The 23,211-nt window shown below is 59.3% G+C and carries 21 protein-coding genes; 11 read left to right on the top strand and 10 right to left on the bottom strand.

The genetic code is table 11. The features are described 5' to 3' along the window. The first annotated feature begins 26 nt into the window (after nt 1-26). Nucleotides 27-962: a DMT family transporter gene (locus ARB25_RS07780; RefSeq protein ID WP_055287167.1), complete on the top strand. Its 936-nt coding sequence runs from the start codon at nt 27-29 to the stop codon at nt 960-962. A gap of 99 nt (nt 963-1,061) precedes the next feature. Here the strand turns inward: ARB25_RS07780 and ARB25_RS07775 are convergent, their stop codons facing one another. The 4 genes from ARB25_RS07775 to ARB25_RS07760 all read right to left on the bottom strand — a co-directional run bounded on the left by ARB25_RS07775 (nt 1,062) and on the right by ARB25_RS07760 (nt 4,526). Continuing rightward, on the bottom strand, nt 1,062-2,204 hold the full coding sequence (locus ARB25_RS07775; protein WP_055287166.1) for a GGDEF domain-containing protein: 1,143 nt from the start codon (nt 2,202-2,204) through the stop codon (nt 1,062-1,064). A 188-nt stretch (nt 2,205-2,392) separates the two neighbouring features. Beyond that, on the bottom strand, nt 2,393-3,415 hold the full coding sequence (locus ARB25_RS07770; RefSeq protein WP_055287164.1) for a 2-keto-3-deoxygluconate permease: 1,023 nt from the start codon (nt 3,413-3,415) through the stop codon (nt 2,393-2,395). 141 nt (nt 3,416-3,556) lie between these two features. Then, complete coding sequence (locus ARB25_RS07765) at nt 3,557-3,880, bottom strand: AzlD domain-containing protein (RefSeq protein WP_055287162.1); 324 nt, start codon at nt 3,878-3,880, stop codon at nt 3,557-3,559. Next, complete coding sequence (locus ARB25_RS07760) at nt 3,870-4,526, bottom strand: AzlC family ABC transporter permease (RefSeq protein ID WP_267473357.1); 657 nt, start codon at nt 4,524-4,526, stop codon at nt 3,870-3,872. The genes ARB25_RS07765 and ARB25_RS07760 overlap by 11 nt, the downstream gene beginning before the upstream one ends. A 162-nt stretch (nt 4,527-4,688) precedes the next feature. Between ARB25_RS07760 and ARB25_RS07755 the strand changes: the two genes are divergently transcribed. Further along, a complete protein-coding gene (locus ARB25_RS07755; RefSeq protein WP_055287158.1) occupies nt 4,689-5,501 on the top strand; it encodes an HD domain-containing protein in 813 nt (270 codons plus the stop codon). Here the strand turns inward: ARB25_RS07755 and ARB25_RS07750 are convergent. From ARB25_RS07750 to ARB25_RS07740, 3 genes are read right to left on the bottom strand one after another with little or no spacing between them, the layout of a single operon-like run. Further along, nucleotides 5,498-6,703 carry an electron transfer flavoprotein subunit alpha gene (locus ARB25_RS07750; RefSeq protein ID WP_055287156.1) on the bottom strand — a complete coding sequence of 402 codons (1,206 nt, stop codon included), beginning with the start codon at nt 6,701-6,703 and terminating at the stop codon, nt 5,498-5,500. The two genes, ARB25_RS07755 and ARB25_RS07750, sit on opposite strands and share 4 nt — an antisense overlap. Continuing rightward, entirely contained in the window at nt 6,704-7,519 is an 816-nt protein-coding gene (locus ARB25_RS07745; protein WP_055287154.1) for an electron transfer flavoprotein subunit beta/FixA family protein, read from the bottom strand. A gap of 2 nt (nt 7,520-7,521) precedes the next feature. Then, entirely contained in the window at nt 7,522-9,123 is a 1,602-nt protein-coding gene (locus ARB25_RS07740) for an FAD-binding oxidoreductase (protein WP_055287152.1), read from the bottom strand. Nucleotides 9,124-9,468: 345 nt separating this feature from the next. Between ARB25_RS07740 and ARB25_RS07735 the strand changes: the two genes are divergently transcribed. The 9 genes from ARB25_RS07735 (at nt 9,469) to ARB25_RS07695 (ending at nt 19,217) form a co-directional block, all read left to right on the top strand. Next, on the top strand, nt 9,469-9,765 hold the full coding sequence (locus tag ARB25_RS07735; protein WP_055287150.1) for a hypothetical protein: 297 nt from the start codon (nt 9,469-9,471) through the stop codon (nt 9,763-9,765). Continuing rightward, entirely contained in the window at nt 9,762-10,271 is a 510-nt protein-coding gene (locus ARB25_RS07730; RefSeq protein WP_055287148.1) for a hypothetical protein, read from the top strand. Before ARB25_RS07735 ends, ARB25_RS07730 begins: the two co-directional genes overlap by 4 nt. 89 nt (nt 10,272-10,360) lie before the next feature. Continuing rightward, entirely contained in the window at nt 10,361-10,960 is a 600-nt protein-coding gene (locus tag ARB25_RS07725; RefSeq protein ID WP_055287146.1) for a hypothetical protein, read from the top strand. Between the two features lie 49 nt (nt 10,961-11,009). Beyond that, nucleotides 11,010-11,225: a hypothetical protein gene (locus tag ARB25_RS07720; RefSeq protein WP_138111941.1), complete on the top strand. Its 216-nt coding sequence runs from the start codon at nt 11,010-11,012 to the stop codon at nt 11,223-11,225. An 18-nt stretch (nt 11,226-11,243) separates the two neighbouring features. Next, the gene (locus ARB25_RS07715; RefSeq protein WP_055287142.1) at nt 11,244-12,674 is read left to right on the top strand and encodes a hypothetical protein; all 1,431 of its coding nucleotides are present in this window, start codon (nt 11,244-11,246) and stop codon (nt 12,672-12,674) included. A 118-nt stretch (nt 12,675-12,792) separates the two neighbouring features. Beyond that, nucleotides 12,793-13,509 (top strand): DUF554 domain-containing protein, encoded by a 717-nt coding sequence (locus ARB25_RS07710; protein ID WP_055287140.1) that lies wholly within the window; start codon nt 12,793-12,795, stop codon nt 13,507-13,509. Between the two features lie 88 nt (nt 13,510-13,597). Further along, a complete protein-coding gene (locus ARB25_RS07705) occupies nt 13,598-15,358 on the top strand; it encodes a TerB N-terminal domain-containing protein (protein ID WP_253276073.1) in 1,761 nt (586 codons plus the stop codon). Then, entirely contained in the window at nt 15,351-16,655 is a 1,305-nt protein-coding gene (locus ARB25_RS07700) for an ATP-binding protein (protein ID WP_055287138.1), read from the top strand. The genes ARB25_RS07705 and ARB25_RS07700 overlap by 8 nt, the downstream gene beginning before the upstream one ends. 117 nt (nt 16,656-16,772) lie before the next feature. Then, nucleotides 16,773-19,217: a DEAD/DEAH box helicase gene (locus ARB25_RS07695; protein WP_055287136.1), complete on the top strand. Its 2,445-nt coding sequence runs from the start codon at nt 16,773-16,775 to the stop codon at nt 19,215-19,217. Nucleotides 19,218-19,895: 678 nt separating this feature from the next. Here ARB25_RS07695 and ARB25_RS07690 read toward each other — a convergent pair. From ARB25_RS07690 to ARB25_RS07680, 3 genes are all read right to left on the bottom strand, one after another. Further along, a complete protein-coding gene (locus tag ARB25_RS07690; protein WP_055287134.1) occupies nt 19,896-21,095 on the bottom strand; it encodes an MFS transporter in 1,200 nt (399 codons plus the stop codon). A gap of 154 nt (nt 21,096-21,249) precedes the next feature. After that, nucleotides 21,250-22,125, bottom strand: coding sequence for a spermidine synthase (locus ARB25_RS07685; protein WP_055287132.1), 876 nt, complete (start codon nt 22,123-22,125; stop codon nt 21,250-21,252). Beyond that, nucleotides 22,126-23,211, bottom strand: a 1,086-nt coding sequence (locus ARB25_RS07680) for an elongator complex protein 3 (RefSeq protein WP_156327712.1), incomplete at its 5' end; no start/stop codon positions are given.

Here is a 23,211-nt window from a genome sequence, read left to right as displayed (position 1 = left end):
TACTTCGCGCATGTAGGAAGGACATCATGGAAAGCCGCAAGCCGTATCTCGCCACCCTGCCCGGACTCGTCCTGGGCTGCCTCGTCTGCTGTGCGCTCTGGGGGTCGGCTTTCCCCTGCATCAAGATCGGTTACGAGCTCTTTGGCATCCCCGCGCACGATAGCGCCTCGCAACTGCTCTTTGCAGGTTTGCGCTTCACGCTTGCCGGTATCCTGGTTATCGCCGGTATGAGTGCGGCCCAGCGCCGCCCGCTCGTCCCACAGGTACGCGATATCAAGCCCATCTTTATCTTGTCGCTCTTTCAGACCATCGGTCAGTACTTCTTTTTCTATCTGGGCCTCTCGCGCGCCAGCGCCATGTCGAGCTCCATCATCGAGGCCAGCGCCAACTTCCTAGCCATCCTCTTTGCCGCCCTGGCGTTTCGCACCGAAAAGCTCGATGCGGCCAAAGTGCTCGGCTGCGTACTGGGCTTTGCCGGTGTCGCGCTCGTCAACCTTTCGGGCGCGGATGGCACCTTTGGCTTTACGCTCGACGGCGAGGGATTTATCTTGGCCTCCACTGTTGCGGGCGCCCTGTCGACCTGCCTCATTGGCATCTTCTCGCGCGAGCATGACGGCGTCTTGCTCGCCGGCTGGCAGTTTTTAGTCGGTGGCGTGGTCCTTACCGCCATCGGGTTTTTGATGGGCGGCACGTTGTCCCCCACCGAAATCGCCCCCGCCATCGCGCTCATCATCTACATGGCGCTTATCTCCGCGGTCGCCTACTCGCTGTGGTCCCGCCTGCTCGCCGTCAACCCCGTCAGCCGCGTGTCGGTCTTTGGCTTTATGAACCCGGTCTTTGGCGTGCTGTTGAGCGCACTGCTGCTCGGCGAGGGCGCTGGCACGAGCCCCGTTACCGTCATCGTTGCCCTGTTGTTGGTCTGCGGCGGCATCATCATCGTCAACAAACCCAAAAAAGCCTAGCAAGCTCGCCTTTTTAGGGAGGGCGTTCGCACACTTTAGCTTAATGGAATACATCGATGAGCTGAGGGCCGCCACGCACGCAAGCGTGCGACCCTTTTCCTAGCGTATCTGGACGCCGGCCTTCTTTTTCTCGGCCTTGACGCGGTAGAGCTCCGCGTCGGCAGCGCGAAGCAAGTCTTGCCAGGTATCGACGCCGTCACCGACCCGTGCGTAGCCGATGGACATCCGCAACAGATACGGCACCTCGGCGCGCGCGAGCTCGTCGTTGATTGCCGCGCACAGACGTATGATGTCCTGTTCCGCCGCTGCCTTTTGGAGCACCACGAACTCATCGCCACCATAACGCGCGATAAAGCCACCAGACGCCGAGCAGACCTCTTTGAGCGCAGCGGATATTACCTGAAGAGCATGGTCACCCTCCACATGTCCATAGCGATCGTTAATCTGCTTAAAGCCGTCAGCGTCCATCATAAGCAGATATACATCTTCGGCCTGATCCACATTTGAGAAGAGCGACAGCATATAGGTCTCAAAACGGTTGCGATTGTTGAGGCCAGTCAACGGGTCGGTCGAGATGAGCTGCTCCTGGCAGATGATATAGAGCAGCAACATGCTAATCATTATGCCGACACAAAGGCCAGGCACCGAGTATACGATCTGAAAGGTACCGCCCACCAGAGCGGGAACCGCAAAAAAGGCGAGGGTGCGATAAATGGCCTTCTTTTGCAGGCTTTCGACTTTTCGAGCCTGAATAAAGGCATGCAAGGACGTATATATGACGTAGCAGTAGCTAACGATAGGCTGAATCATATAAAGCGCTCCGCGACGATATACGCCCCGCGCATCGATATAGAACATAGCGTGCGTCCAGTAGCTGGTAAATGCCAGAACGACCACCAATGCGGTTGGCAACGTTAAAAGTACCACCCTATAGGGCGTGGTCAGGAGCCGTGAGCCCTGCATCGTCTCGGAATAGAAAAACCAAATGAGGCACGCGATGGCGAACAGCGAAAACGAAACCGCGTTGGAAATCCAGTTGGCCGTGATGCCTACAGGAGTGCTCACGCCGTCCGAGAGCGTCCAGATCATATCGAAGAAAATGTAGGCAGCAGACGTGTAGCCCAGCATGCTAAACAAAAGCTGCTGGGTGCTCGAGAACAGGGAGCGACGGCTTCGTACGGCAAGTCCGATAAGAATAATCATGCACAGCAGGAATATCTCGATCTTGAGTGCCTTTACCACTAGACGCCCTCCCTTCAATATCCAAGTGGCCAGAATCGCCCAATTCGAATCTGGGCAACAAACACCCCCTACTCCGCAGGGGTAAGGGGAATAATAGCAGAGCGCCCGAACGTCACTGCAAGACAGCTCTCGTTCGGGCGCTCAAACGGCGCGAGTTGCACGCCGGAATCATTGATGGATATCGATTGCTACTCGCCATCGATGTCGGTCGCGACAGCCTCTTCGATGGCCTCGACACCGGCAGGCGACAGGTCTTCCTTGCTCTGGCAGAACTTCTTATCGACCCAGCCGGTCAGAATCGGGGCCATGATTGCCGTGATGATGACGGCAGTGGCGATCTGCGCATACGCGGTGGGCGCAAGCTCGGCATAGCGCGGAGCGACCTCGGCGAGAGCAACCGGCGTGGTCATAGCCGTGCCGGCGATGGTGGAACAAGCCACGGCAGCCTTGCCGTTACCACCGCACAGGCGCTCGAACGCAAAGGTGATGGGACCGACGACAAACAGCGTGACAAGGCCCAGCAAGATGCCGGAAATACCACCGGCGATGAAGCTCGAAAGGCTCATGGACGCACCGAGCTGAAAACCAATTACAGCGATCGCGGGATTGGCGCCGGGAACCAGCAGGTTCTTGATAAACGGGAACAAGTTGCCCAGGACCATGCCGATAACGAGCGGCAGGATGGATCCGATGATGGTGCCGACGGGGATGTTGGCGAGACCCGAAACACCAAGGATGATCATCGTGACGGCGGGGCCGGCCGTAAAGAACAGGATACCGACAGCGCCCTGCTCGGACTCATCGCCGAACTCGCCCATGATGCCCGTATAGAGCGCCATGTTGCAAAACGTAATGCCGCCGATGATGGAAACCGAACTCAGGCCTAAAAAGTTATCGTTAAAGAAGTACGCGACGCCCAGACCCAGCGCGGCTGCCACTACAAGCTTAGGAATCAGCACGACGATGCCGGTCTTGATGGCGCCCGGCGTGGACTTAAAGCTGATGCCGGCGCCCACGAACAGCAAGATCGCGGCAACGATGGTGTTGGAGCCACCGCGGCAGGCAGCCGTAAAGAAGCCGCCGACCTCAAAGACCTGCGGGCAGAAGGTATTGAGCAAAAGGCCGACGATCATCGGATAGATCATGATGTCGCCCGGGATACGCGGGACCTTGAATTTCTTTTGCTCGTTGGCGGTCGCTTCCTGTGCCATGAAACCCCCATTTCCGTTGACGCAGAACAAAAGCCCACGTCACGCTTTGCTACAGTAAAGTTTGACCATGGTACCAGAAGAAGCAGACCGCCTCGGTGAGAAATTCGATTCGTTAGGCCGGGACGATAACGCGTCCTGCTCCTATACGAGGCTCAAAACGATATAGAACACGATGCCCGAAACGCAGCACCACAACATCGACTTTGTCTTGATTGCCACCGCCACGACGCCGGCGGCCGCAATCCAGGGAACCAAGGCAGGCCAGAGTCCCGCGTCGAACGCGCCGGGGCTCACCAAGTCGTTGGCGACCAGCGCGGCAAAGGCAGCGGGCGGGATATAGCCCAGGGCCTCGGTAATACGGGGCGACAGGGTCCGCCCGCGCAAGGCGAACGCCGGCGCGATGCGAAAGAACGCGATAGCAGCCCACGACGACAGCCACAGAACCAAGAACTCGTTAACGGGCATCGCGGGCACCTCTTCCGTCAAATACAGCATCGCACGCCAGCGCAATGGCAATGCCGACCACGACGCTTGCCGGCACGGCAATATTCGCGAGGCCCAAGAACTTGCATGCGGCGACGGACACCGCGCCCGAAACCGCCGCGACAACGTTACCGCGCGACAGCCGCTGCGAAAAGAGCAGGCAGATAAAGAGCGAGGTGCAGACAAAGGCTGCAATGGCGGTGGGAACATCGACAACGGCGCCGACGATGGCGCCCATCGTACACGAAACGCCCCATGTTGCGATGAGGATCACGTTGAGCACAAAGGACTCGCGCGGGCCCCAATCCTCCCCCTCAATCAGCTTGGCAAGCGAGATGCCATATGCCTCCTCGGTAAGTGTCGCGGCGACGGCCAGCGTCTGGCGCTTCGAGGCACCCCTCAGATGCGGCGCGATCGATGCCGAGTAAAGTGCAAAACGCGAGGAGATGGCGGCAACGCTCGCGACGATCGATGCTGCAGGTACGCCCGCCAGCCAAAGATTGCAGATCATAAACTGGCCGCTGCCCGTCACAAACGTGCTGCTCAGGGCAAAGACCATCCAGGGCTCCATTCCCGTCTGCCCCATGATCATTCCGCACGGCGCGCCTATTGCAACATAGGTAAGCATCACCGGCCAGACGGTTCTAACGATTTTGAGCACCATACGCTTCTCATCCTGACAAGGTCTCCGAGCCGCATGTAGCGATACGGCAGAATCATCATCCGACAGCAACCGAGTTCACCTACAATTGCCACCGGATCGAAAGACACAACTTTTTAGGAAGTCATTATGACAGCTATCGATCGAGACCGGGCGCGCGCGGCCTTCAAAAGCTACACCGATGCCTACGACGCCACCAACCCACGTATCGCGCTCAAAATCGAGCATACGTACCACGTGGCCGAGGCATGCGATGCCGTAGCGCGCGAGCAGGGCTGGTCGTCAGAAGATATTGACCTGGCATGGCTTTGCGGCCTGCTACACGATATGGGCCGCTTTGAGCAGCTGCAACGCTGGGACACCTTTAAGGACGCCGAGAGCATGAGCCATGCGGCGCTGGGCATCGAGGTCCTCTTTGGCGAGAATCCCGCCGATGCACCCGCCGTAACGAGCATCCGCGACTTTATCGATGACCCGGCAGAAGATGAGCTCATCCGAGCGAGCATTGCCTATCACAGCGATTTCCGCCTACCCGCGCAGCTCGACGTGCGCACGCGGAGCTTCTGCGATATCGTGCGCGATGGTGACAAGATCGACATTATGCGCACCATCGCCGACAGCACCGTCGAGACCATCCTTAAGGTGGATGAGGACGCATTTCTCGCCAGCCACTTCTCGGCACCGACGCTGGCCGCCTTTGACGAGCACCGCTGCGTCACGCGCGATGAGCGCGATGAGCCCGCTGACTTCTTGGTGGGGCTTATCTGCTTTATGTTTGAGCTCGTCTATCCAGCAAGCCGCGCGCTGGCGCGCGAACAGGGCGATATCCACCGCCTGCTCGACGCGCCCTTTGGCATTACGCGGCCCTTTACCGACCCCGCCACGCAGGCAACCTGGAGCCGCTTAAAGGACGAGATGCGTAACTGGCTGGCGCGCGCCTAGCGCTCAAGCTGGGCTAGCAGCTCCTCAACGACCTCGACGGCGTCCCCAACAACCTTGTACTGGGCAGCACCGAAAATGGGGGCATCCGGGTCCTCGTTGATGGCGATAATGCACTCCGCCCCACCGATGCCGGCGAGATGCTGGATGGCGCCCGAAACACCGATACTCACGAGAAGCTTGGGCGAAACCGATACGCCGGTCTGGCCAATCTGATGGCGATACCCCAGCCAACCCGCCTCCACGACGGGACGCGTGCAGCCAAGCTCGGCTCCCAGAGCCTCGGCGAGCCTTCGCATCAACGGCAGGTTTTTCTTGGAACCAATGCCGCGACCCACCACGACCAGGCGCTCGGCATTGGCGATCGAGGGCTGCTGTCCCCACTCCTCGGCGGGAATCGAGATCTCGACACGAGCCTTAGCATCATCCGCAAGCGATATCTGGGTGATCGTGCCAGAGCGGCCGTAGTCGAAGTCGGGAGCCTTAAAGATACCGGGGCGCACCGTTGCCATCTGCGGACGGTGGTTGGGGCAAATGATGGTGGCCATCAGGTTGCCGCCAAACGCCGGACGCGTCTGTTGCAGCAGTCCCGTCTCTGTATCCATCGAAAGTACGGTGCAGTCAGCCGTAAGGCCCGTCTGCAAACGCACGGCAACGCCGGGTGCCAGTTCGCGACCAAAAGCGGTCGCACCGTATAGGATGGCCTCGGGTTTGCGTTCGGCTACCAAATCGCAGATCAAGCGGGCGTAGACCTCCGCATCGTTTTGGCGCAGGCGCTCGTCGCGACAGGCCAGGACTTCGTCGGCGCCCGCGCAAACCAGATGCTCCAGGTCCCCGAGCGAGCCCTCGGGGCTCATGCCGACCAGTGCCACCAGACGGCAGCCGCGAGCATCGGCAAGCTCGCGCCCCTTGCCCATAAGCTCATAGGCAACGGGAGTCACCGTATCGCGCTCGTCGGTCTGCACGAAGACCCAAATGTCTCGATATGCATCAAGGTCCACCGCACCAGCAGCCTCGTCACGCTCGATCGAGATAGCGTTGACAGGGCAGGCGTCGACACACCCACCGCATAGGATGCAGCCGTCGGTTACATGGGCGCATCGGTTGGGTCGCTCGCCTTCCACTACGATGCCGCCCGAGGCACAGGCACGAACGCAGCGACCGCAGCCGATACAGGCTTCGCTATCGATAATCAGTCCGCTCATCTATGCCATCCCCTCGATAATCTTGGCAAGTTTTACCGCCTGCTCGGACGCCGTTCCCTCAACGGCCTCGCACGTTTGGTCACGACCGGGCACAAACGAGCGCACGACCTGTGTCGGCGACCCGGCAAGACCGCAACGCGCGGGGTCGGCGTTCACGTCGGCGGCACTGACCACGCGCACGTCCGCCTCCTCCGCCGTGCGAACACCGGCAATGCTCGGCATACGCAACTGGCCAATCTCCTTGGCAGTCGTCATCGCGCACGGCATCTCAGGGTACACCGTCTCCTCGCCGGCATCGCATCCGCGAACGAGCGCCAGCGAGCCACACGTCGTAAAGCCCGCGCTTTGCACGCAGCTCACGTCGGTCACGCAGGGAATCTCAAAGGCACCGGCAAGCTCGGGACCAATCTGGGCCGTATCGCCATCCACCGCCATCTTGCCGCAGATGAGCAGGTCGAAGTCCTCGTCGAGCGCCTCGATGCCGCACTTGAGGGCATAGGTGGTCGCCAGGGTATCGGCACCTGCAAAGGCGCGATCGGTCAGCAGCAGCGCGTCGTCGGCACCTCGAGCGATGCAGTCGCGCAGCAGCGACTCGGTCGCGGGGATGCCCATCGACACCACCGTTACGCGCACGTCCATGCCAAAGCCGATAAAGTCGTCCTTCAGCGCCAGCGCGCATTCCAAAGCGCTCGCATCAAAGGGATTAATGACCGCCTGCTTGCCATCGCGCACGATGGTATTGGTCTTGGGGTCCATCTTGACCTCGGTGCTGCCCGGCACGGCCTTGACGCACACCACCATATGGAAATCACTCATCTTCACGCGCCCCCTTTCTGGACGAGCTCATCCAAGAGCTTTTCCGAAAACAGGTTGCCGCGACCCAGCTGCCCGTCGGGATCGAGCTGGAGCTTGAGCCGCGCCGACTCGACCATGGCCTCGTGACCGTACATCGTCTCCAAAAAGCCCGCCTTGATCTTGCCGACGCCATGCTCGGCAGAAACGGCACCGCCCATGGCCGTGACCTCGGAAGCCCACTGGGCAAAGAGTTCTCCGCCGCGGCGGTAATCCTGCGCATCGCGCGGCAGAATGTTCACATGCAGATGGTTGTTACCGATGTGCCCCCAGGCGGCAGATTCAAGCCCACTTTCGGACAACGTACGGCGATAAAGGGCGATGACATCGGCCAAGCGTGCGTTGGGCACCGACATGTCCGACCCCAGTTTGGTGATGGTGGGATCCGTGCGGCGACGCTCGTCGATAAGCATGTTGACGCTCTCGGGCACCGCGTGGCGGAAGAACCGCTGGCACTCGCGATCGACCTCGGTGCGCGCGACCCATGTCGCATCGTCGCGGCCGCCCGCAAGCTCTAGTACCCACCCCAAGTGATACAACTCCTCAGTCGCCTGGGCCTCGTCATCGCAGTCGAGCTCCACGTAAACACAGACCTTGGCGTCTTTGTCGAGCGCAGGCAGCGAGGCAAACGCCGTCGACTGCTCACGCTGACGACGCAGGATATCCAGGGCGCCAGCATCGAAGTACTCGATGGCAGCCGCATGGGACAGGACGGGACGCACAGAATCGGTGAAGGACACGGCCTTGTCTTCGCTGTCGAAGAAGCAGCTCACGCCCCAAACGACCGCGGGTGCCACCTGCAGGGCAATCTCGAGTTCGGTGATGACACCGATTGTGCCACACGCACCGATAAACAGATCGATGGCATCCATATCGTCAGCAACGAAATAGCCCGAAGCATTTTTTGTCTTGGGCATGGTATAGCCGGGAAGATCGAGCTCGAGTGTACGGCCCGCTGCCGTCACGAGCGACAGGTGGCGGCCCTGGGCAAAAGCCTCGCCGCGCCGAAGCTCAAGCAAATCGCCATCAGCCAGCACGACGTGGAGTCCCGTGATATGTGGGCGCATGGGGCCGTAGGCGTAGCTGCGGGCACCGGAGGCGTTACATGCCGCCATGCCGCCCAGACAGGCAGACGCCTCGGTGGGATCGGTGGGAAAGAACTGCTCGGGAGCCTCTTGGAACTCCTCGTAGGCCTCAAGCGATGCCTGGTCCCAACCAGCGGTCGGCAGCACCTTCTTGCTCAGCTGCTTGCGCAGCTCCGAGAGCACAACGCCCGGCTCCACGCGCAGCAGAAATTGGCCTTGTTCATCGCGGCGAAGGCCCAAGTAGCGATTCATACGGGAAGTATTGAGGATATGCCCGCCGTGGGGCACGGCGCCGGCGGCAAGGCCGGTTCGGGCGCCCTGAACCGTTACCGGAACACGCTCGGCATGGAGCTTTTCCAAAATGGCACGGACCTCGTCTTCCGTTGTCGGAAACGAGATGCTCGAGGCCTCGCCCGATGCGCGAGATTCATCGCGGCCATACTCTTCGAACTCGTCGGTGAAGGGTTTGATGGTTGCAGACACGCGAACTCCCCCTTTAGCTAACTACAGTGTTTGCAGGGAGATGTTACCGCATCGTTTCGTCGACGTGTTCGAGACCGTCTCCATAATTGGCGTTTTTTACGTTCGTGCAATTCGGCGAGCGGCTTGATTTCCTCGGCAGACGATGCTTTTGACACATATGGCCCCGCCGTCGCCGACCGCGCGATTGTCGCTCGAAAAAAGTTGGAGTATTTTTTGCCGCCTTTTACCTGCGGAGACGCCAATCCGTCAAGCATTTGGTCAGAAATTGGTCAAGTAGCGGCTGATAAGGTCGGCGTCGACAGCCAAAACCGATAGAAGTTTTGGCCCAGAAGCAGGGAGGTTCCCATGGCATATTACTGGCCCCAGTACGGCATCGCCATCGAAGTCGACGACGATCCCCATCTCCTGCCTTTCGACGAAGAGGCATTCCCCGATACGACGGTCTACCACGTTACCACCGATGTGATCTGCGACCCCGAGTCGTTCTCGGCGCTCGCCCACCACATCGCGCATATCCACGACATCGAGCTCCCTCCCGACTTCGACGAGCTCGTCTACTCGCGCCGTCTGATGCTTCACATGCTCTTTGGAGCGGACCCGTCCACCTTTGCGCGCATCTATACCGCCAAGGATGCCGCATGAGCGCGAAGAAGCCACCCCACTTTGCAGGCCTGGGTCGTCGCAAGAAGCTCATCGTTGCCTGCTTGGCCATCGTCTGTGCCCTTGTCGCCGTAGGACTATACGTTTGGCAGTCGCAGCCCGTACCCGAGGCGGGCGCTTCGGTTACGACGGCCGAGGGCAAAACGCGCCAGGAAATCCAAGATGAGCTCGACGCCATCGTCCGCGACAACATGATGACGATTTCGGTCGCGCCGGTCGCTCAGCTGCAGGAGGACGGCAAACTGCGCGTCAACGTGCAAAACGTCCAAGACAATAAATTTCCCCAGCGATTCCGCGTCATCCAAAACGACGAGACCATGTACGAATCCGGTGTGGTCGAGACCGGCAAGACAATCGAGACGTGCCCCGCCGGCGACATCAAAGAAGGCGAGGCGTACATCGAGATCCAGGCACTCGATGCAAAGGCCCTCGACAGCCACGGCAATCCGACACGTGTCAAGGTACGGGTTGAGCAGACCGAGAACTAGCCTTCCGGCCGACACGGCACCGCATGCAATTCACCAGCATTCGTCCAATCATCGCGGGGACGGCCCGCGGCGAATAGAAAGGAACGACCATGGACATCACCAGGAACATGAACGGAGTCAGAGCGCTCGTCGTGGGCACAGGGCTCGCGCTCGCGCTCGCAATGGGCGCCGCCCCGACGCCAGCTATGGCAGCCGGGCGCGTTGGAACCACGAAGGTAATGGTCAGGACCGAGATCGACAACGTTGAGTTCAAAGTTCCGACGGTTATTCCCTTCGTCGCCAAGGCCGACGGCACGCTTCAGGGCCCCTCAGAAGACGCGACCACCATCGACAATCATTCGGCCTACGGCATCCATGTCACCAACATGAAGATCGACGCCATGAACACCTGGACCATTGCCGCCGACGCCAAGGCCGGAACCGCACAGAACTCCATCGACTTTAAGGTCGGCCCCGACGGCGCGCTCCAGAACGCCAGCGCCGCAATGCAGGGACCGGGCCTCGATCTTTCCAAGAATGCAGCCTTCGACATGGGCTACCAGGGCATTGCCGGTGGCACGGACAAAATTAAGCTCAAGACAAGCGGAAACGTCGCCCGCGTCACGCGCGACATCTTCCGCGTAACCGGCGAAGGCGATCAGGTTGCAACGATCACCTGGACGGTCGAGCCCGGTGCGCACACGGCATAAGGCCGTCGCCCTGGCCGCCGCCGTCAGCATCCTAGCGTTTGGGCCAGCCATGGCCTTTGCCCAGCAAGAACAGGCGCAGGCCGCCACACAAGTGACGGTCGACCTCTCGGAGCTCGACCGCAGCGACCGCGAGGAACCGTTGGCGCAGACAGGCGACAAACGATGGCTCTTGGCAGCAGGCGCCGCAGCAGCAGGCGCGGGAACCGCCGGCCTCGGTCTGCACATCAAACACAGCCAGAAACAAAACATGAACAGGCCGCACTAAATTAGCTAAGGAGACCCCATGGCATCGAAGAACCTTTTGCCCGTCGTCGCACTCTGCGGCGCGCTCGCAACCGGAACGCCTGTCGCCGCTTGGGCGACTCCCGTCATGGCAGACTCCTTACCAGCAGCCCTAAGTTCTGCACCAAATCCGTCGAGCGCCATTGCATGCAAGCGTTTTTCGATCGCACAGGCTGCAATCTCGACCTCGGGATGCCTTCGTCGTAATACGGACGGCTCGATAGTCGTGGATATCAATCGTTCGAACAAGGCAAACGGCTCCCAGGCGGGGTGCGCCGTCTGCACGTGGCGCTCGGTTGTGCTCGATGCAGATGGCGATCCATGCAATTTAGAGCTGCGCATCGACATCGCTTCGATCGATGACTCGGCGAACGGAGCGAAGGTCGCCTTCGACGGTACGTTTTTCGAGAAAGGAGGCGGTATATGTCTGGGCTGCGCCGCCGCGAATGCAGACGACACGCAGCCCACCCTCTCATTCACGGCATCGTTGCGGCTGACCAAAGCCGGCACCGATGCCATCGCGACGGGAGAAGCGTCCCTGCTGTTCTACGCCGTCAGCGCCAAAGACACAGACGCTCATTTCGAGAAGCCAGCCGGATCACTCAGCCTTACACGAGGGATAGAGGCAGGCCCTATTGAAATCGATGCCCACGCGCAAAGCAGGCAACGCATTCTTGCCGACCCAGCGCTTCTCGAAATGGAGTGGAACGGATCCGGAGCCATCGGAATTCTCCCCTCCGCGCTTGACGCCAAGACGCTCCCCTCAAACGACGAACCCATCAACGCAACCATACAAGAAGAGAGCACGGATAAAGAAGCAGGTGCGGGCGACACGCCGTCGCCGACAAACAGCGTCCCAGCTTCTTTCGAAGCACCGAATGAGCCCGCTACCGATCCAAACGATCCCGAGCTCGCGGACAGTCTGGGGCTTGCTGATCCTCAGGAGATCGATGAAGGTAACTGCTGCGTGCTTGCCGCGCTCGACCACACAGAGGTCATCGACGCTGCGAACATCGAAGTTGCCGCCGCCAATCAGCCCGTCCGCAAGTCGGCTATCATCGCATTTCCCGAATCCATCGAAGTCGTCTTTTTGCCATCGGGCGAGGTCGTGGCCCCAACACTGCTCACCTTGTTGGGCGCCAAGAATACTCGAAACGAAATTAAAAAGGTCACGGTTGTCAACCCTGCAACCACCGCCAAGCTGCGTCTATACGCCGTTGCTCCAGACGGAGGCAAGACCTTGGAATTCGATGGTGACACACTCCTAGCCTGGCGACGTCTGGACATTATGCAAGACGTCTCGTATCAGATCGAACTCGAAGGGTTTGATCGTGCCCGCGATGCCAGTATCATCGCCGCGGCTATTGAATCCCCACAGCGGCTTATGACACTGCGCTTTGACTACTATCCCTATGTCCCGACAACCACCTGAGACTTAAATGCTGCGCATCATTCCTAACACCACTTATATAACGTATTAGATGAGTCGCGATGTGCCTCGCATTTCGTTCTGCTACGATTGCCACGTTGGCATCAATACAGGAGGGCTCATGCCGGGCTTGGGAACAATCATCAACGTTGTGCTTTTAGTTGCGGGCGGTCTTTTGGGATTAGCAGGCGGCCGCTTCATTACACCGCGCATCCAAGACACGCTCATGAAAGCATCGGGGCTGTGCGTCCTGTTTATCGGCCTTGGCGGCACCATGCAAAAGATGCTCCTTATCGATGGGGAGGCGCTGGCGACCACTGGTACCACCATGCTCATTGTCTCGTTCGCCCTCGGCTCGCTCATCGGCGAGGCCGTCAACTTGGAAGCCGCCATCGAGAACCTTGGCGAATGGCTCAAGCGCAAGACTGGCAGTGAGGGCGATAACGAGTTCACCAACGCTTTTGTCTCGACATCGCTGACCGTCTGCATCGGTGCCATGGCTATCGTGGGATCAATCCAAGACGGCCTGCTTGGCGACTGGTCAACGCTTGCCCTCAAGGGAGCGCTGGACTGCATCATCGTCTGCACCATGACGGCGTCGCTCGGACGCGGCTGCATCTTCTCGGCCCTGCCCGTAGCCGTGTTCCAGGGGACGATCACGCTGTTTGCCGGCGCACTCTCCCCCATCATGACTGCGGCAGCCCTCGACAGCCTTTCGCTCGTAGGCTCCATACTCATCTTCTGCGTCGGCGTCAACCTCATCCGTCCTCAGACCTTTCGCACGGCCAATATGCTCCCCTCCGTCGTCATCGCCGTCATCTACGCCCTCCTGTTCTAAATCTATCTACGCAGCAGTATCTCGAACACCTGTTTGATGCTGTGCTATGATATGAGGTCACCGAAGCTGCGTTAGGAGAGGAGAAGCGGTGGCCGACCAGGACATCAAGATGCTCATCGAGCGCATTATGGCCGAGGCCCGGACCCATCAGTCCGCCCGCTTCTCAAACGAAATCTACGCAGACGAGCCGATTCTCAAAACCGGCCGACAGATGCAGAATTTCCTCCCCGACCAATACCGCAAGATGCGCGAGATATCGCGCTGGCAGGATGACCCCAAGGGCGGCGCGGGCCGCTGGCTATCGGAGGCCGAGCTTTTCTACCGCCAAGGCTTGCTGATGGCCGATTTTGAGGACGACTGCCCCTACAACGGCACCTTTAAGTCGTACTTTCCCACCTACAATGCCATGAGCGATCGACAGTTGCGCGGTTACTTTACCTGGCGCGCCCAAGTGCGCCGCGGAACCGTCGAGGAAACGTCTACGTCCTTTGCCTTCCTGTATCTCTATGAGCTGATCTGCGGCATTGGCGTTGATGACCCGCTCGATGGCTTTAGCAAGATCAAGGCCTTTTGGGATGCCTACCGTGCCTTCGAGCCCGGCATCGACCGGTTTGCACGCGTGTGGCTGCAAGATTACGCCGTGTTCCACGGGCTCGACCCCAAGCTGCTTCGCGACTCTAAAACCGTCATGTTCGATAACGCCCTTATCGAGCTGCGGCGCGCGGCACGAGACCTCGTACCAGCACAGGCACCGTCCGGCCAGACCCCCAAGCGTCGCAAGACCTCCGAGCCTACGCTCCCCCTTCCGCCCGACGAGGCGCGCGAGGAGCGACTCATGGCTGCCATCAACGCTCTCTCCACGTATAACCTCAATAACTCAAGACTCGATCGCAGCAACCATCGCGACCTACGCCACGTGGCATGTGCCGTGTATGTCCGTATGGCGCGCTACTATGACACGCACCGAAAGACCGGTATCGTGGCGAGCTTGTTTGGGGAGGAGACGGCCATGCCCTACACCATGTTTGCCTCGGCCGTGTTCTTTGCGCCTAATCGCCACGAGGACTGCGAATATCGTCTGGACCCCATTCACATCTACCGCTGCCAAAATGGCTTTTGGGAATGCATGCGCATCCACGGCAGCAGACAAAAAAGTAGCAAGCTCGGTGAGATGATGCGCGCCTACGACCAACGCCTGCGCCTGGCCCTAGACCCCACCCATCCCCTGAAGGAGGAGAAGGTCCCCAAATATCTGGCCAAGATCATCGATGACGAGATTGTGGCATGGCTTTCATGGGATGCCGCACACCAGCCAGTCAAGATCGATATCGATCTGAGTCAGCTGGGGCACATTCGGAACGCCGCTGCGCAAACGCGCGAAGCGCTTTTGATCGATGAGGAACGCGAGGACGGCGCGTCCGCAGAAGCTGAGGCAGCGGACTCAGGGCAACCGGAAGCCGAGCCCGTAGCCGACGCGATTGTCGAACCGGTCGCGGCACCCATTCGTCAGGACGAGGCCGACGAGCCGACCATATCCACCGAACAGTTTGGTGTCGTGGCACCGCTTCTCGCGTCAACGTCAGCGTTCGCAGCCGCTGCGCCCGCCGACGCAACGAACGAACTCGCGCCCGCCGCAGACGCCTATCTCCGCGCGCTGCTCGAGCACAACGCAGTACAGGCGGAATCGGCGGTAGCGCAATCGGGGCAGAGCGAGGACATGCTCGTCGATACCATCAACGAAGCGCTCTTTGACCTGGTGGGTGACACCGTAATTGAATTTGGCGCGGCAGGACCGCGCATTATCGAGGACTACGAAGCAGACGTGAGAGGATACTTAGACCATGAGTGATACCGCATCCGCAGCACCCCGCGTGCCCAAGCGCGTCGCCGCCGTCATTCTCAACTCGCTCAAGGGCGGCGTTGTCCCGCGCATCGGCCTTCCCTATATCACCGTGGGGCGAGAGGTCGAGATTCGCGCTCTGCTCACCGACCTGAGCCTCATCGCCGATGGCGGCGCAAGCTTCCGTTTCCTAGTCGGTCGCTACGGCGCCGGCAAGAGCTTTTTGCTCCAGACGATCCGCACGCACGCCATGGGCGAGGGATTCGTCGTGGCCGATGCCGACCTATCCCCTGAGCGCCGTCTGCAGGGCGGCCAGGGACAGGGCCTTGCCACCTACCGTGAGCTCATCCGCAACATATCGACCAAGACGCGCCCTGAGGGCGGTGCGCTCAACCTTATTCTGGATCGCTGGGTCGCCTCGTGTGCCGACGTCGACGAGTCGGCCGTCAATGCCCAACTGGCCCCGCTCGAGGAAATGGTCCACGGCTTCGACTTCACCCGCATGCTCCGCCGCTACCGCGCGGCCGTATCCGAGGACGACGAAGAAGCTATGAGCCGCGTGACCAAATGGATCCGCGGCGAATACCGCACCAAGAGCGAGGCTCGCGCCGAGCTGGGCTCCTCGACCATCATCAGCGATGACGACTGGTACGACTACGTTAAGCTCATTGCGCGCTTTTTGGTCTGCAGCGGCTACAAGGGCATGCTGGTGCTCATCGACGAGCTCGTGAATCTGTATAAGATTCCCAACGCCATCACACGCCAATACAACTACGAGAAGATCCTGACCATGTACAACGACACGCTCCAGGGCAAGGCGCAGTACCTGGGCATGATCATGGGCGGCACGCCAACCTCCATCGAAGACCGCCGCCGTGGCGTGTTCTCCTACGAGGCCCTGCGCAGCCGACTCGCTCAAGGCCGCTTTGCACGCGAGGATCTTAAGGACATGCTCGCGCCCATCATCCGCCTGCAGCCACTCACCTACGAGGAGTTGCTGGTGCTGATCGAAAAACTCATGCAGATCCATGCCGGCTACTTTGGCTGGACGCCCACGCTTACCGAGAACGACTTGGTGGACTTCCTCAAGATTGAGTTTGGCCGCGTGGGAGCCGATACGCACCTGACGCCCCGTGAGGTCATTCGTGACTTTATCGAGCTGCTCGATATCCTGTGTCAGAACCCCGATGCAAATGTGGCCGAGTTGCTGCAAAGCGTCGGCGGCGACGCGCTGGCGCCGGCAGCCGCAACAGGCGACACCGACACCGCAGGCGGCGACCGTAATTTCGCCGAATTCACCATCTAACCTGCCAAAAAAGGGACAGGTTTATTTTGGCAGGTTTTATCTGGGCAAACGTTGAAGCAGCAATGCAGCAAACCACCGCCCACCGCGTTGAGAGATTAGCTTTTGAAAGGAGGCCCCGTGAACGCCTTTGACCGATATGCTCCGTTTATCCAAGACTTCATCTACTCCCACGATTGGGAGAGCCTGCGCTCCATTCAGGTTGCGGCGGCAGATGCCATCTTTAACACACAAGACAATGTGCTCCTAACGGCATCCACGGCTTCCGGCAAAACCGAGGCAGCCTTCTTTCCCATCCTGACCGAGTTTTGGGAGAACCCGCCCGCGAGCGTGGGCGCCCTCTACATCGGCCCCCTCAAAGCGCTCATCAATGATCAGTTCGTCCGTCTCAACGACCTCTGCGAAGAGGCCGATATCCCCGTCTGGCACTGGCATGGCGATGTCTCGCAGTCGCACAAGGCTAAGCTCATCAAAAAGCCGAGCGGCATCTTGCAGATTACGCCCGAGTCGCTCGAGGCGCTCCTGATCCATAAGCACATGGCGATTCCGCGCATGTTCTGCGACCTGCGCTATGTGGTCATCGACGAGGTCCATTCGCTCATGCGCGGCGACCGTGGCGGGCAAACGCTCTGCCTTATCGAGCGACTCTCACGCATGGCCGGCGTACAGCCTCGCCGCATTGGCCTTTCCGCTACCATCGGCGACCCCGGACGCACGGGCGCCTTTCTCTCGCAGGGAACGGGACGCGACTGCGTTATCCCCCGTTTTGAGGAACCGCGCCGCGTGTGGCGCATCTCCATGGAGCACTTCTACAACTCGGGCCCCCAGGCACAGCAGCGGGGATTCATGGGCACAGATCCTCAAGAGGCCGAAGTACTCGCGTGCGAGCGCATCGAGGCAGCGGCGCCCGCGGCGCTGCCCGCATCCGAACAAGACATGCGCCACAGCGGACAGCTCACACAGGAGGAGCGCCGTCAACGTCGTGAGCGGGCACGGGGCAAGGCCGCTCCCAAGGACAGTCGCACTTCCTCAGCCCCCGAGGGCGAAGTCGACATCCCCCGAGCACCCGAACAGGCACTCCTCAACCCCACCGACACCGCGCCCGAAAACGCCGATCCCGGCATGGGCTATATCTTTGAACACACCCGCGGGCGCAAGTGCCTGGTCTTTGCCAACTCGCGCGAAGAAGCAGAGGCCGTATGCTCCATGCTGCGCAGCTACTGCGAGAGCCGGCACGAGCCCGACCGTTTCCTCATCCATCACGGCAATCTTTCGGCATCGTTGCGCGAGACGGCCGAGGAACTCATGCGCGACGAGGAGCAGGCACAGACAACCGTCACCACCTCCACGCTGGAACTCGGTATCGATATCGGCCGTCTGGAGCGTGCGTTTCAGATCGACGCGCCGTTTACCGTCAGCTCCTTTTTGCAGCGAATGGGCCGCACGGGGCGCCGCGATCTTCCGCCCGAGATGTGGTTTGTCATGCGCGAGGAGGAACCCGAGCCGCGCACGATGATGCCCGAGACCATTCCGTGGAAGCTCCTGCAGGGCATCGCGCTCGTACAACTCTATCGCGAGGAAAAGTGGGTCGAGCCGCCCGAGCTCGATCGACTCCCCTACAGCCTGCTCTACCACCAGACTATGTCGACGCTTGCCAGCACCGGCGAACTCACGCCGGCAGAGCTTGCCCAGCGCGTGCTCACACTCAGCTATTTCCATCGCATCTCGGCCGATGACTATCGCGTGTTGCTGCGTCACCTCATTAAGATCGACCATATCCAAGTCACCGAGGGCGGCGGGCTCATCGTGGGTCTCGCGGGCGAGCGCATCATCAACAACTTTAAGTTCTACGCCGTGTTCCAGGAAAACGAGGAGTTCACCGTTCGCAGCGAATCGGCCGAGCTGGGCACGATTGTCAACCCGCCCCCGCCCGGTGAGCGCATTGCCATCGCCGGCCATTGCTGGATTGTCGAGGAAGTGGACTGGAAGCGTCACACCGTCTTTGCCACGCAGGTCAAGGGCCGGGTGCCGGCCTACTTTGGCGACTGCCCCGGCGACATCAATACACACGTACTCGAGCGTATGCGCAAGGCGCTCAACGAGCACGCGGCGTATCCGTACCTGATGGGTAACGCGCGGGCCCGTCTGGCGCAGGCTCGCCATACGGCCGAGATTTCGGGCGCGGGAACTAAGCCGCTCATCAACCTGGGTGGCGACACCTGGGTGCTCTTCCCCTGGCTGGGCAGCTACGCTTTTTTGGCACTCGAGCGCATGCTCAAGATTAAATGTGTCGCGGAGCTGGGCCTTCGCGGACTCGACCCGTCGCGCCCGTACTTTATGCAATTTAAGATGAAGGCCGACGAGGAGACATTCTTTGAGGTGCTCGCCGCCGAGGCCGAGAAGGACTTCGACCCCATCGAGCTCGTCTATCCCGGCGAGGTGCCTTACTTTGACCGCTACGACGAGTTTGTTCCCGAAGAGCTCGTGCGCAAGGGCTTTGCCGAAGGCGTGCTCGACATCGAAGGCATGAAGCAGCGCGTTCTCGACTGGCGCGACCACGCCTAAGACCAATCTTTTTGGCACGGGGTTTGTTAACCAGTCTTTTTGGAACGGGGCTATTTTAGCTACTTAATGTCGTCCAACGATTTCGATGGACCGCAAATAAGATCAATCTCGTATGTAGTAGCCGTCAAAATGGCCCCTCCCCTGCAAAAACAAAAGGTAACCGGAAGAAGACCCCCTGTCTTTACGGGCAAAAAGGGATAGAACAGTAAAGTACACCTGTCGCGTAATGTGCTTAATATTCAGGGATTAGATTTGCTAAGCAGAGCTGCAACCACCAATCGTTGTAATTTTAACGTTACAGGAAAAGCCTAATTCCTTCATAGTGCCAAACCCGCAGAGTAAATTGCCGACTGCAGTACCAAAAAAACTAAAACCCATCGCGTTCCACGACCTGAGTTTTCAACATATTGTGAATTGCATTAAGGGGAAGTTTCCCGCATCCACGTCTAGTGCAGACGTAGACGGGAAGCCGCAATTATAAGTCACTAGTCTGGGGCAGGATTAAACGGTTCATCCCTGGTAAGATATAGCAATCTTCGCCCGAGACCATTACTATTCCGCAAGCATCGATAAAACGCTGATATTCCTCGGCATTAAGGCCCACCGATTCAAAGCTAACGCGTACACCCGTAGCCATCAAGAAGGCTCGAAACTTCTGGCAGCTCGTCAATCGATACATCAATTCTTGAAGGCATGTATTCCACCAATTTTTAATGAAACAACGGCGGTAATCGCTATCGCCATCGCGCCAATAACACCGAGCGCTATCTGAATGGGATATAACCCCAACACATATCCAAATATGGAGAAAAACATTGCAGAAAAGAGGGCCCTTACCAGAGACGCGGCGGAAAGGATCGTCGCACGGAGATCGTCCGCTATCCCGTCTTGGATTAAGTTTTCCGAAGTGATGTACACCACTTCTGGGAGGAAACAAAGCACCATGCTAAGGCCAAACAAACACAAAGGATTTGAAGCGAACCACGGAAGAATCAAGAAAAGGCCCGCCTCGATTAGCATTGAGCCGAGCATGGTATTTCTTTTCCCAAAACGCGATGAGAAGAAATCTGCCGCAATGTAGGCCGTCGCATTTACTGCATAGGATGCACCGAAAAAGATTCCTATTATGGAGACGGGAGCATGAAACGCGTCGAATACCAACTGATTCAAGTTGTAATAACTCCCGTAGAATCCGTCGAGCATGCTTGTGCCGATTAGGAGAAGCAATATAGCAAAAGCGGATTCTCCAACGCACCAGGTTTCGCGTCTGAAGATCTTGGCTACGTCAAACCTCTCCTCCCCAGAGCTTTCAGAACGGGTCGTTTCCGTCCTCTCAATGGGATACAGAAGGGAAAGCTGCAGAAGATAGAAAACGGAAACGCATACGTAGAGGGCACTCCAAGATACTTGGGCAATGAATGATCCAAGTACGATTGCCACTCCCGTCGCGATTGATTGCGCGGCAAGCAGCCGAGCGTTGATGGTGAGGAAGCGCTCTCCTTGACCGGCATTTCGGGCAATTTCATATAAAAGTGCTTGTTCGGATCCCGATTGAAGGGAGTAGGCGAGTGCCTCAACAAGGGAAAGCGCGACGAGAAAGGGGCCTGAGAGCAACAGCACGCCAGCCGTATGGAAGAAAAGCAGCAGCACGCCCACTTGAATCGAGAACTTCTTTCCAAAGAAATCGCCTATCAGCCCTGTTGGCAGCTCGAGGACGACCGTCGCAATGTTAAACAGGGCTTGATAAAGCGCGATTTCCGTGACAGACATTCCTTTCTCCGCAAGGAAAAGTAGAAACACTCCCCGATTTAAAACAAATCCCGCGAGAACGAAAAAGGCGGAATAGATGTGCAGTTGCGTAGTGGCTTGCTTGTTCATTTGGCACTTCCAATGACATTTTTGGCCTAGCGGGCGGAATCAACCGAAGAAGAAGCGAGTTGGCACTGGGCGTCCAGATGCGTCATGCTGAAAATAGATGAAGCGCATGGTTGACAAAACCATAGAGCCCGTCACAAATTGACTACTCCCAATGCTAGTCGTGGAGTGCAGTGCCGAGGAAGTCGGTGTCGAAGGGCACGGCTTCGGTAAAGGCGTAGTCGCCGTCGCTGGCAATGAGCAGGTAGTTTTCCTCGCCGCCGAACTCCGCGTCGCCGCAGGGAATCACCCAAGCGTGGTCGAACACCTCGAGCGCCGTGGCAGCGCAATCGCGCAGAAACGTCACATCGCTCCCCTCGTTCGCGCTCACGATATTGGCCACATAGATGCCGTCCGGGTTCAAGCTGCCCCGCACCAGACGTAGCGCCTCAACGGTTGCCAGCTCGCGCACGGGCTCGGCACCGCCAAAGCAATCGCTCACGACCACGTCGTAGCGGCGATGCCCCACACTCGTCACGCCCAGATACGATCGCGCCTCGGCGGTAATCACCCGCAGGCGATCACCAACCGTGCGCTCCAGCTCGTCTAGGTAGAACCAGCGGCGCGCCAGGCGCGTAATCTCTCCGTCATACTCGATGACGTCCATGCGCAAGCCCTCGTGCGACATCAGAGCGAACTTAGGATAGGCAAACCCGCCGCCGCCCAGCATGAGCATACGGTCGATACCATGCCCGTAAGCATCACGCATTGCGTCTTCGGCCTCGAACACATCGTCAAATGCGCGATAGTACGCAAAGACGGGCTCCGCCCAACGCTCGCCAACGTAGCTTGCGCTTTGGTAGACGCCGCCTTGCACCAACACGCGAATCTCATCGCCGCCCTCATCGTGCACGCGTTTCACACGCGCCAGCCCATTGCGGGTTCGCGCGACCTGCAGACAGGCAGCACGAACAGCGACAGCGGCCGCACCAAGCGCCGCGGCTCCCAGAGCAACGCCGGCAACGACGCCGGCAGAAACACTCGGCTTGTTCATTTAGAGCTCCTTTTGCAGATAAAGGCCATGGTCATAAAATCCAAGATGGCGATAATACTCGCGCGTACCGATCGCGCTGATCACGTTGATGTGCGTATAGCCGGCATCACGAGCTATCTGGCACGCACGCTCCACCAGCGACCGCCCCAGCCCATGATGCTGAGCCGCCTGACCTTGATCACCCACGCGCGCCGCCATGCCATACACGTGCACCTCGCGAATCATCGCCTCGTCCGGCGTCGTCGGCAACTCGTCCGCATGCGCGGTAACAAACGAATGGTCGGGCAGCGACAACCGCAAAAAGCCCGCGATCTTGCCCTCGGGCGTCACCCACTGCAAAAAGTGCTCCTGCGTCACCGGCGTCTCGTAAGCAACCTCATCAAGAGACAGTTCATCCAGGTCGGCACCCTCGGTGCTGATCTCGCGATAGCGAATCTCACGCACCGTCGCGCCCTCGCCACGGGCCGCCAAACGATTCTCGACGAGCTGACGCAGGTTGGGCTTCTTGTTGCCCACCATGATGTCATCGGAACTAAAATCGCGGATCATGCGGCTGATGCGGCAGAACGCCGGCGTCACCACGATGTCGTCGGCCAACACATCGAGCAGCTCGTCCTCGGTATAGGGGCGCCACTCGCCGCGCTCGTAGCAGCCCACCAGACGCGAGCCCTCGATGAGCGCACACGGGTAGACCTTGACCTCGTCGGGCATAAAGGCCCCCTCGGTCATAAAGCGTTCGTAGTCGCGCTTGTCTCCCTCGGGCGTGGCGCCTAGCAAGTTGAGCATAAAATGCGCGTGGATCTTAAAGCCAAACAGACGCGCAAGCGAAAACGCCCGCTCAATCTGCGCCACCGAAATGCGACGCTCGTTGATGTCGAGCAGATGCTGGTCGAGGCTCTGGATGCCCATCTGGATCTTGGTGCAGCCCAGGCGGCGGATGAGCGTAAGCGCCTGCGGCGTTACGGCATCGGGGCGCGTCTCGATAACGAGTCCCACCACGCGATGCTTCGCCGTCTCGTTGATGCGCTGCTGACGCTCGAGCTCCTCCATCGTTGCCGTCTGCCACTCGGTGACCTCGCCCCACGG

This window comes from Collinsella aerofaciens (genome assembly GCF_001405375.1).
GTDB lineage: Bacteria > Actinomycetota > Coriobacteriia > Coriobacteriales > Coriobacteriaceae > Collinsella > Collinsella aerofaciens_F.
This window is presented reverse-complemented; position numbering and strand designations above follow the sequence as displayed.